11 protein-coding genes are annotated in these 9,581 nt (G+C 70.9%); 2 read left to right on the top strand and 9 right to left on the bottom strand.

From position 1 onward, the window contains the following. The first annotated feature begins 375 nt into the window (after positions 1-375). The gene (locus tag AC1DXK_RS28760; protein ID WP_457108787.1) at positions 376-1,272 is read left to right on the top strand and encodes a polysaccharide deacetylase family protein; all 897 of its coding nucleotides are present in this window, start codon (positions 376-378) and stop codon (positions 1,270-1,272) included. Here AC1DXK_RS28760 and AC1DXK_RS28755 read toward each other — a convergent pair. The 7 genes from AC1DXK_RS28755 to xth all read right to left on the bottom strand — a co-directional run bounded on the left by AC1DXK_RS28755 (position 1,269) and on the right by xth (position 6,309). Then, on the bottom strand, positions 1,269-1,739 hold the full coding sequence (locus AC1DXK_RS28755) for a hypothetical protein (RefSeq protein ID WP_457108786.1): 471 nt from the start codon (positions 1,737-1,739) through the stop codon (positions 1,269-1,271). The two genes, AC1DXK_RS28760 and AC1DXK_RS28755, sit on opposite strands and share 4 nt — an antisense overlap. Positions 1,740-1,983: 244 nt before the next feature. After that, entirely contained in the window at positions 1,984-2,292 is a 309-nt protein-coding gene (locus tag AC1DXK_RS28750; RefSeq protein WP_457108785.1) for a GCG_CRPN prefix-to-repeats domain-containing protein, read from the bottom strand. A 139-nt stretch (positions 2,293-2,431) separates the two neighbouring features. Continuing rightward, positions 2,432-2,746 carry a hypothetical protein gene (locus AC1DXK_RS28745; protein WP_457108784.1) on the bottom strand — a complete coding sequence of 105 codons (315 nt, stop codon included), beginning with the start codon at positions 2,744-2,746 and terminating at the stop codon, positions 2,432-2,434. 138 nt (positions 2,747-2,884) lie between these two features. Further along, positions 2,885-3,154: a hypothetical protein gene (locus AC1DXK_RS28740; RefSeq protein ID WP_457108783.1), complete on the bottom strand. Its 270-nt coding sequence runs from the start codon at positions 3,152-3,154 to the stop codon at positions 2,885-2,887. A gap of 115 nt (positions 3,155-3,269) precedes the next feature. After that, on the bottom strand, positions 3,270-4,067 hold the full coding sequence (locus tag AC1DXK_RS28735; RefSeq protein WP_457108782.1) for an SDR family NAD(P)-dependent oxidoreductase: 798 nt from the start codon (positions 4,065-4,067) through the stop codon (positions 3,270-3,272). Between the two features lie 278 nt (positions 4,068-4,345). After that, on the bottom strand, positions 4,346-5,224 hold the full coding sequence (locus AC1DXK_RS28730) for an SDR family oxidoreductase (RefSeq protein WP_457108781.1): 879 nt from the start codon (positions 5,222-5,224) through the stop codon (positions 4,346-4,348). 275 nt (positions 5,225-5,499) lie between these two features. Then, complete coding sequence (xth, locus tag AC1DXK_RS28725) at positions 5,500-6,309, bottom strand: exodeoxyribonuclease III (protein ID WP_457108780.1); 810 nt, start codon at positions 6,307-6,309, stop codon at positions 5,500-5,502. A 173-nt stretch (positions 6,310-6,482) separates the two neighbouring features. Here xth and AC1DXK_RS28720 point away from each other — a divergent pair, with 173 nt between their 5' ends. Beyond that, positions 6,483-7,223: a lysophospholipid acyltransferase family protein gene (locus AC1DXK_RS28720; RefSeq protein ID WP_457108779.1), complete on the top strand. Its 741-nt coding sequence runs from the start codon at positions 6,483-6,485 to the stop codon at positions 7,221-7,223. 6 nt (positions 7,224-7,229) lie between these two features. Here the strand turns inward: AC1DXK_RS28720 and AC1DXK_RS28715 are convergent, their stop codons facing one another. Together AC1DXK_RS28715 and AC1DXK_RS28710 are read right to left on the bottom strand one after the other, a co-directional pair. Beyond that, positions 7,230-8,126 carry a LolA family protein gene (locus AC1DXK_RS28715; protein ID WP_457108778.1) on the bottom strand — a complete coding sequence of 299 codons (897 nt, stop codon included), beginning with the start codon at positions 8,124-8,126 and terminating at the stop codon, positions 7,230-7,232. Between the two features lie 218 nt (positions 8,127-8,344). Further along, a partial coding sequence (locus AC1DXK_RS28710; protein WP_477299562.1) for a DNA translocase FtsK occupies positions 8,345-9,581 on the bottom strand: 1,237 nt, incomplete at its 5' end.

Below are 9,581 nucleotides of genomic sequence, written 5' to 3'. Positions count from 1 at the left end.
AGCCCAGGGCGGCGAGCGGCGGCCGGCCCCGGCCGCCGGTGGCGGTGGCGGTGGCAGCCGCGGCGGCTACGACCTCGACGACGACATCCCGTTCTAGGCGCCGGCCCCACGCCCGGCATCCCAGTCCACTCGGACCGCGACGGGCCGGAGCCACAGCTCCGGCCCTTTTCCGTGGCCGCCTTGTCGTGGGCTGGCGCCGCACCCGGACGCAACCAGCGCGCGCATCGACCACCCGGATGCCACGGCGCGCCAACTTCGCCGATCGGACAGGGCGCTCGCCGTGCGCCCACCCGCCGCTACCTGAGCGCGCGTGAACGCGCCGGCGGATCCGGGACGGGACGCCGCCCGGCTCGCGCAGCCTTACAGGGACACCTCATGGACACGGATTCCGGCCACGGCCGCTATGCCTACAGCGCCCTCCCGGCCCGGCCGGTCTTCGACTGGCCGGAGGGCAAGCGGCTCGCCGTCTATATCGGGCTGAACCTCGAGACCTTCGCGTTCGGTGAAGGACTCGGCGCCGAGCTCGCGCCGGGCGGCCCGCAGCCCGACGTGCTCAACTACGCGTGGCGCGACTGGGGCAACCGGGTCGGTGCCTGGCGGATCGCCGGGATGCTGGACGGGCTGGCCATGCCCGCGAGCGTGCTGGTCAACAGCAACCTCTACCGGGACTGTCCCGGGCTGATCGAGACGTTCCGCGCCCGGGGCGACGAGATCGTCGCCCACGGCCGGACCAACGCCGAACGGCAGGGCGTCCTCGACGAGGCCGCGGAGCGGTCACTGATCGCCGAGACGACGGCCGTGATCGCCGCGCAGGAAGGTCGCGCGCCGGCCGGCTGGCTCGGTCCCTGGATCTCGCAGTCGCGGGTCACGCCCGATCTCCTGGCCGAGGCCGGCTACCGCTACCTGCTGGACTGGGACCACGACGACCAGCCGACTTGGTTCAAGACCCGGGGCGGCGGCCGGATCCTGGCGGTGCCCTATCCGCAGGAACTCAACGACATCCCCGCCATCGTCGCCCGCAAGGAGACCGGCCGCCAGTTCGCCGACGCCCTCGTGGACGCCTTCGACGAGATGCGGGAGCAGGCGCGGGCTGCCCCCCTCGTCATGGGCATCGCGCTCCATCCCTACATCGTGGGGCGCCCGCACCGCCTGAGGCCGCTGCGTCGGGCGCTCCAGCACATCGCCGATCACCGTGCCGACATCTGGCTCACGACGGCCGGCGCGATCGCCGACCACACCGTCGCGCAGGCGGCCGTCCTGGAAGGCGCTTAGCTCTTGAGCTGCTTGTTGCAGGCCGAATAGTAGCCGCCGCCCTTCTCGATCCACTTCTTGCCGCCGAGCGTGCCGGCGGCCTTGGCCGCGTTGTAGCTGTCGAGGCAGGTGTGCATCCGGGCCTTGCCGGCCGATTCCTTGGCGTATTTCGGATCGATGGCCCGGGGATAGGCCGCCGAACCCGCAGCCGCCATCGGCGCGGTCCGTGAAGCCGTCGGTGCCGGCGCGGGCTGCGCGGGCGTCGGCGCGGAGGGGGCGACCGGATTAGGCGCCGTGGTGGTGGTGGTGTCGGCGGCCGCGCCGCACTCAGCCTTGCGGAAGTCGTTCCACTTCTGCCCGTTGAGCGTCCCGGCCTGCTTGGCGGCCTGGTACTTCGTCGAGCACTCCTTCGTGGACAGCGCCGCGGCCGGCGAAGCGAGGGCTGCCATGCCGACGATCATCAGGGATGCGAAAACATAGCGAGACATGACGAAGATTCTCCGGGACACTATGCGGCGTCCCGGAAGAGATTAATACGGCTGTATCCTGTCGTGAATATGCAGCTTTGCGTTCAGGCGGGACAAGTCGGCGCCCGGGCATTGACCTGGCCCCCGGCGGCTGCGGATCCGACATGCGCCGCCCCGACGGCTGGCCGGATTGATCCGGGGCGTCGGGCTCGCGCAAAGCGGCGGAGCGGCCGTTAGGGACATGGATCCAGGGCCGCCGCGCGGGTTACCAGCCGCCATGAAAACGGCGCGGGCCGTCGTAGCCGCCGTAGCCCCGCTCATAGCCTCCGTAGCCGTAGCCCGGCCGCCCGCCATAGGGGCCGCGGGGACCGCCCCAGCCCCAGCCGCGATCGTTGGCCCGGCAATGGCCCCAGGGATTGGGATGGAAGCCCGGGCCGCAGCCGCCGGCCACACGCTCGATCCAAGCCCCGCCCTCGGGCGGTCCATAGCCGAACGGCGCTGCGTTCGCCGCCGGGGCGAACGCGAGGCCTGCGGTGACCACTGCGACCATGCCGAGAATCTTGGAGCGCATCATCACACGATCTCCTCAACCTGCGGTCCGGGCTCGCCGGACCGATGTCAGGAGGATGCGCCCGGCGCGGTGAACCGGATCCGGCCCGCGCATTCATCAGCCCGACGGCATCGGCCGGACGGGTGACCGGGCCGGGAAACGATCAGGCCGCCTGACGCTCGACCGGCGCCGAGGTGCCGGCCCGGGCGCGCGCGAACAGCTCTGAGCCCACCTCCGCACCCGCGGCCTTGACGAGCGTGGCCTCGTCGCAGGTCCGCGCCACCTGAAGGCCGAGCGCCGCGAGCCGCGCATGCTCCAGGCAATAGGCGGCGATCCGCGCCCGGCCATAAACTGGCATCGGCGCGAGCAGGCGTTCCCGCTCCGCATCGTCGGCGCGGAACAGCGCGGAGATCAGCTCGATCGGGACCGGGTACCGCGCCAGGGCGCTGGGGTGGGGTCGGTTTCCGTCTCGCGCCATGGATGCCTCGCCGCTTCATCGTGCGGTGGAAGCTTCGGCAACCATGGTTAATGATCGGTTGCAGTCTCGAATGTCCGGAGCGCGGCGGGGCTTCGGCTGCGCCGTCCTGCATCGGCGGTCGCGCGGACCGCGGAGGCCTCAGCGGCGCGGCGGGTCTATCCAGGCGGCGTGCCGGAGCCGGTCCGCGTCGCTCGTCAGGAGCCAGGGCCGCACCTCGGCCCAATGGGTCACCGTGCCCGGCCTTGCCCGCGCGATCGAGCCGGTGGTGACCGGGTCGCCCCACGTGGGCGCGCCCTCGGCGCTCTGGGCACGCGATGCGATCGGATCCGGCAGGTTGCGCGCGTACCCGACCACGACCGCCGTGAGGGCGATCCCGACCAGGACGAACGCGAGACCGTCGACGATCATGGAGCCGAGTCTCGGCATGGCACCCGCGCCTGTTCCCCAAGTCTCGGGGCTACGGCGGCAGGGTTAACGAATCATCCCACGACGCGCCGCCGGGTCGGCGCGTGCGCCTCGCCGCTCAGACGTTGCGCACGCCGCGCAGCGTCTTCAGGCCGATGCCGGTCGCCTCGAAGCCACCGTCGACGGCCAGCTGCTGGCCGGTCACGAACGAGGCGCGATCGGAACAGAGGAAGACGATCGCCTCCGCGAGCTCCGACTCGAGGCCGTAGCGTCCCAGGGGGACGGCGTCGTGGTAATCGGCCCGGATCTCGGGACTGTGGACCGCCTTCGCCATGGCTGTGTCCACCGGGCCGGGGGCGACGGCGTTGACGCGGATCCCGTGCTGCGCGAGTTCCACGGCCTGCTGCTTGGTGAGCTGCGCCAGCGCCGCCTTGCTGGTGCCGTAGGCCGTCCGCAGCGTCGAGGCGCGCAGCCCCGAGATCGAGGTGATGTTCACGACGGCACCGCCGCGCTCGGACAGGAGCGGGACGGCGGCCTGCGTGCACAGGAACGGCCCGGACAGGTTGACCGCGAGCACCCGCGACCAGTCCGCGAAGGTGGTCTCCATCAGCGGCTTGAAGATCGCGATACCGGCATTGTTGACCAGGGCGTCGAGGCGTCTGAATCGTTCGGAGACCTGCCGCATGGCCGCCGCCACCGCTTCGGGATCGGAGACGTCGGCGGTCACCGCCAGGACTGCTTCCGGCCGGTCGAGCCGGGCCGCCGCCGCCTCCACGCCCGGACCGTCAATGTCGAGGAGGGCGACGGTCCATCCCTCGGCGAGGAAGCGGGTCGCCGTGGCGAGCCCGATGCCGCGGGCGGCGCCCGTCACCAGGGCGGTCCGGGTCTGGGCGGTCGGAGTCTGGGCGTCGCTCATGGTCGTCTCCGTCGTCGTGGGCGTCGGCGGGGCCGGACGCCCGCATCGTCACCACGCCGTTCCATCCCGGCCTGGGGTTAAGGTCTGATTGCTACGACAGGCGACGACGGAGACCCAGACGCGATCGGCGAGGCGCATACGACAGGCCTCCAACGCTACGGGATGCACAGCCGCGTTCTGGAGCGCGCGCGACCGCACGCCGCGTCGCGTGCCGAGGTCGAACGGCAGGCAGGCAAAGATAGATGGAGGTGCGCGGGAGGGCCGGGCCGCCGCGGCGCTCAGAGCATCGGCATGCCGCCGGTCACCGGCACCAGGGCGCCCGACATGTAGCTGCCCTCGCGGGAGGCGAGGAGAACATAGGCCGGGGCCAGTTCGGCGGGCTGGCCGGCACGGCCCAACGGCGTCTGCGCGCCGAGCTGCGCGATCTGTTCCGGGCTCTTCACGATCGGCTGGATCGGCGTCCAGACCGGCCCCGGAGCGACGCAGTTCACCCGGATCCCCTGCGGGGCCAGAAGGTTCGACAGTCCGATGGTCAGGCTAGCGATGGCCCCCTTGGTGGCGGCGTAGATCAGCATGCTCGGATCGGCGACCTTGGCCTGCACGCTCGTGCTGTTCACGATCGCCCCGCCCGGCTTCATGTGCGGCACCGCCGCCTGGGTGAGGTAGTACATGGCGAAAACGTTGGCGCGGAACGAGCCCTCGATGTCGGGCGCCTTCAGGTCGTCGAGGCCGTCATTGACCACCTGCGCGGCGGCGTTGTTCACCAGGATATCGAGGCGCCCGAAGGCCGCCACCGTGCGGGCGACCAGCTCCCGGCACCGGGCCTCGTCGCGGATGTCGCCGGGGAGCAACAGGCAGCGGCGGCCGGCCTTCTCGACCCAGGTCTTCGTGTCCTCGGCATCCTCCTGCTCGACGTCGAGATAGGAAATCGCCACGTCGGCGCCCTCGCGGGCATACGCGATGGCCACGGCCCGGCCGATGCCGGAATCGCCGCCGGTGATCAGCGCCGCCTGGCCGGTGAGCAGGCCCTTGCCGACATAGCTGTCCTCGCCGTGGTCGGGACGCGGCGTCATCCGCGTGGTCAGGCCCGGGCGGGGCTGCTGCTGGTCGCCGGGAAGGGGCGGCCGCGGTCCGGCCTCGCGTGGGTCGTCGGTCATCGGCTGGGCTCCGCGTCGAAGGCGATACGCCCGATCTAGGGCCGCGGACGAGGCTGCCGCCTGCGCCCGGCCGTCACAGGCCGGGCCAGGGTGATGTACCGGCTCAGAACGCGCGGGTGCGCCCGGAATGCGGGCCGCCGTAGCGGCGACGCAGGAAGGAGACGACTTTCGGAAGAAGGAAGGCGATCAGGATCTTGCGCATGGGCAGGCTCGCGTCACGGTTTCGTGAGCGGGCAATGCTCGGGCCGCACTGCAGTTCCGCCCGGCGCGCCGGATCACAGCGCCAGCGTCAGGGTCACGGGCGCATGGTCGGACGGGCGCTCCCAGGCCCGGGCGTCGCGCAGCACATCGACCTTGCGGACCGTGCCGGCCAAGTCCGGTGAGACCCAGGCGTGGTCCAGGCGTCGGCCCTTGTTGGCAGCCGACCAGTCGGGAGAGCGGTAGCTCCACCACGTATAGATCTTCTCCGGCTCCGGGGTGAGGTGGCGCGCCGTATCGATCCAGCCCGCCTCACCGCGCAGGATCTCCAGCGCTTCTGTCTCGACGCGGGTGTGGCTCACCACGTCGAGGAGCTGCTTGTGCGACCAGACGTCGTGCTCCAGGGGCGCGACGTTGAGGTCCCCCACCAGAATGGCCGGACCGGAGACGCGCTTCCCGCCCCAGGCACGCAGCTCGGCCAGGAAGTCGAGCTTGTGGGCGAATTTCGGATTGAGGTCGCGGTCCGGTACGTCGCCGCCGGCTGGGACATAGAAATCGTGCAGCACGATACCGGCGGCCGCTCCGGCCTCCGGTCCGAGCACCGCCGAGATGTGGCGGGCATCCGGCCGGTCGCAGAACGGCATCACGCTTCGGGTGTGCAGGGGGAAGCGCGAGAGGATCGCGACGCCGTTGTAGCCCTTCTGCCCGGCGAACATCACGTGCTCGTAGCCCGAGCCGCGCAGGGCCTTCAGCGGGAAGGCGTCGTCCGGGCACTTGGTCTCCTGGAGACAGAGCACGTCCGGCTTGTGCTCCGCCAGGAAGCGCAGCACCAGGTTGATGCGCAGCCGCACCGAGTTGATGTTCCAGGTGGTGACGGTGAGTTGCACGGATCGGGTCTCGGATTCGCAAGGCGGTGTCCACGCGGGGTCGGCCTGCGATAGCCGATTTCCCGCGATGCGACAGTCCGGCCGGTCGACCGGCGGCGAAATGCCGTGCGCCTGCGTGCGACAGCCGCTATGCCGGCGTCTTGCCCTGCTCGGGCCCCTCGTCGAGGCCCGCCATGGCACCTGCCCGCTCACTCCTGTTTGCCGTCTACTGGGCTGCCTGGACCGCGCTGTTCCTCGTTCCCCTGGTGATCTTCGCCCTGGCCGGTGCGCCGGAACGGCCGATCCGGAAGGCGACACGCCTATGGGCGCGGGGCATCCTGGCCGGGCTCAGGCGCATCGTCCGCCTGCGCTACGTCGAGGAGGGGCGCGAGCACATCCCGGCCGAGCCGTGCCTGATCGTCGCCAATCACCAATCCGCCTGGGAGACCCTCGCCTTCCTGGTCCTGGTGCCGGACGTGGCGATCGTCGCCAAACGGGAGCTGCTGGCGATCCCGGTGGTGGGCTGGTTCCTGCGGCGCTCGCCGATGATCGTGATCGACCGCGCCAACGGCACCCAGGCCCTGCGCACCATGATCGACGCGGGCCGCGAGGCGGTGGCGGCGGGCCGGTCGGTCCTGATCTTCCCCGAGGGCACCCGCGGCGCGATCGGCGATCCCCTCCGGTTCAAGCGCGGGGTCGAGCTGCTCTATGGGCGGCTCGGCCTGCCGGTGGTGCCGGTGGCGCTCAATTCCGGTCTGTTCTGGCCCGGCGGCGCGGCGACCCGGTCCGGCACCGTTGTGGTGAGCTATCTCGCCGCCCTCGCCCCGGGCCTGCCGGCCGCGGAGTTCCTGCGCGGCACCGAAGGGGCGATCGATCGGGAGTTGAACCGGTGGCGGACCGGCGGGGCGGCCGGGCTCGGCGCCACCGGCGGGTAGATCCCGTCACGGCTGCGATTGCTGAATCTGCTGCTGCATCGCCTTGTCCTCGGCGCGCCCGTAATTGATGAAGAACAGGTTGCCGTCGACGCTCTTGCCCTTCTGCAGGTTCGAGAGCGTCACCGTGGTGACGTAGCCCTGCGGATCGGTGATCCGCCACTGGGACAGGGTCTTCATCTCGGCATCGAAGAACAGCTGGATCTTCGAGGTGCCGCCGAGGGTCGCCCGGTCCTCCAGGTTGATGCGCACGCCGCCCGGATCGTTGGCCACGTCGGTGACTGTCAGGTCGCGGGCGAGGTCGATCTTCTCGCGCAGCAGGAATTTCAGCGGCGTCTGGGTGATGAAATAGAGGTCCTGGGTGTTGAGCTTGCGGTCGCGCACCGCCACCGAGGTGCCGTCGGCCACCACCTCGAGGGGCGAGGGCTGGTCGTAGTCGAAGCGCAGGCGGCCGGGCTTGGCCAATGTCAGCTTGCCGCCGATCCGGCGCCCGTCGGCGCCGATCTGCATGAAGTTGCCCGTCAGGGTGGTGATGCCGTTGAAGTAGGCGTTGGCCTGCGCGAGCAGCGTGGCGGGATCCGCCGACTCGCCGGTGACGATCGCCGTCGGCGCGCCCACCGCAGCGACCTTGGGCTCGGGCGCCTTGTGCTCAGCCTTGTCGCCGGCCTTGCCGGGCTTGGCGCTGCCGGGCTTCGCCTCCTTGCTCGCCTCCTTGGCCTTGGGCGCGGGCTTCTTGGCCGGCGCGGGCGCCGCCGGGGCAGCCTGCGGCTGCGGGGCGGGTTCCTCCTTGTGGCCGAACAGGCTGTCGATGAACGCCCCCACCTGCGCCTCCGCTGGGTTGGCGGTCGCGAGCCACAGCCCGGCGGCGATCAAGGAGCCGGCTGTGCGGATGCGGCGGCCGATCATCGGCAGAGTCTCCTGAGGAACCGCTGGGCGGGCTCCGGCGGCAAGCGGGGTCGGAACATGAAGGTCGGCGGGCCGCTGCGGAACGCGCGCCCACCTCGTCCCCGCGCGCGGAGCGAAGCAAGGACGGGACGGGTTTCGCGGCGGCCCGTTAAAACCCCGCCCTGTGGCGAAGATGCGACGTCCGGGCCGCCCTGGAACGCGGCCCGGATCGCGGTCGCTCACTCGTCGTCGTACATCGCGCTCCCCATGCCGCTCGACATGTGGGCTGCGCCGGCGACCAGGATCTCGCGCTTGCCGGCATGGTTGGCCGGGCCGACGATGCCCTCGATCTCCATCCGCTCCATGATCGAGGCGGCGCGGTTGTAGCCGATCTGCAGGCGGCGCTGGATGTAGCTGGTCGAGGCCTTCTGGTCGCGCAGCACCACCTCGATCGCCTGCTTGTAGAGGTCATCGGACTCGCCGCCGGTCGCCGCCGCGAAGGCACCGATGTCGAAGACGGGGGCCTCCTCCTCGGACTCTTCGGACCGCTCGGCCTTGTCGGCCGCGGCGGCCTTGCCCCGGCCGGACCGGCCGCCCTCCTTGGTGGGCTCCTCGGGCGAATCGTCGGCGGTGACGGCGTCGAGGTAGCTGGGTCGGCCCTGGCGCTTGAGGTGGGCGACGACGGTCTCGACCTCGCTGTCCGAGCAGAACGGCCCGTGCACCCGGGTCGTGCGGCCGCCGCCGGCCATGAACAGCATGTCGCCCTGGCCGAGCAGCTGCTCGGCGCCCATCTCGCCCAGGATCGTGCGCGAGTCGATCTTGCTCGTCACCTGGAAGCTGATCCGGGTCGGGAAGTTCGCCTTGATCGTGCCGGTGATCACGTCCACCGACGGGCGCTGCGTCGCCATGATCAGGTGGATGCCCGCCGCCCGCGCCATCTGCGCCAGGCGCTGGATCGCTCCCTCGATGTCCTTGCCGGCCACCATCATCAGGTCGGCCATCTCGTCGACCACGATCACGATGTACGGCAGCGGCGCCAGGTCCATCGCCTCGTCCTCGTACACCGCCTCGCCCGTGTGACGGTCGAAGCCGGTCTGGACGGTCCGGGTCAGCACCTCGCCGCGATCGGCCGCCTCGGCGACCCGGGCGTTGTAGCCGTCGATGTTTCGGACGGCGATCTTGGACATCTTCTTGTAGCGCTCCTCCATCTCGCGCACGGCCCACTTGAGGGCGATGACCGCCTTCTTGGGGTCGGTGACCACGGGGGAGAGCAGGTGCGGGATGCCGTCGTAGACCGACAGCTCCAGCATCTTCGGATCGACCATGATCAGGCGGCACTCCTCGGGCTTCAGCCGGTAGAGCAGCGACAGGATCATGGTGTTGATCGCCACCGACTTGCCCGAGCCGGTGGTGCCGGCGACCAGCAGGTGCGGCATGCGCGCGAGGTCGGCGATGATCGGCTCGCCGCCGATGTTC

This window comes from Methylobacterium sp. P3_A11, assembly GCF_056403155.1.
This window is presented reverse-complemented; position numbering and strand designations above follow the sequence as displayed.

What these genes read in the sequence shown, in the direction of transcription:
- AC1DXK_RS28760 (WP_457108787.1), top strand. Translation starts at nt 376, where the DNA reads ATGGACACGGATTCCGGCCACGGCCGCTATGCCTACAGCGCCCTCCCG.
- AC1DXK_RS28755 (WP_457108786.1), bottom strand. Translation starts at nt 1,739, where the DNA reads ATGTCTCGCTATGTTTTCGCATCCCTGATGATCGTCGGCATGGCAGCC.
- AC1DXK_RS28750 (WP_457108785.1), bottom strand. Translation starts at nt 2,292, where the DNA reads ATGATGCGCTCCAAGATTCTCGGCATGGTCGCAGTGGTCACCGCAGGC.
- AC1DXK_RS28745 (WP_457108784.1), bottom strand. Translation starts at nt 2,746, where the DNA reads ATGGCGCGAGACGGAAACCGACCCCACCCCAGCGCCCTGGCGCGGTAC.
- AC1DXK_RS28740 (WP_457108783.1), bottom strand. Translation starts at nt 3,154, where the DNA reads ATGATCGTCGACGGTCTCGCGTTCGTCCTGGTCGGGATCGCCCTCACG.
- AC1DXK_RS28735 (WP_457108782.1), bottom strand. Translation starts at nt 4,067, where the DNA reads ATGAGCGACGCCCAGACTCCGACCGCCCAGACCCGGACCGCCCTGGTG.
- AC1DXK_RS28730 (WP_457108781.1), bottom strand. Translation starts at nt 5,224, where the DNA reads ATGACCGACGACCCACGCGAGGCCGGACCGCGGCCGCCCCTTCCCGGC.
- AC1DXK_RS28720 (WP_457108779.1), top strand. Translation starts at nt 6,483, where the DNA reads ATGGCACCTGCCCGCTCACTCCTGTTTGCCGTCTACTGGGCTGCCTGG.
- AC1DXK_RS28715 (WP_457108778.1), bottom strand. Translation starts at nt 8,126, where the DNA reads ATGATCGGCCGCCGCATCCGCACAGCCGGCTCCTTGATCGCCGCCGGG.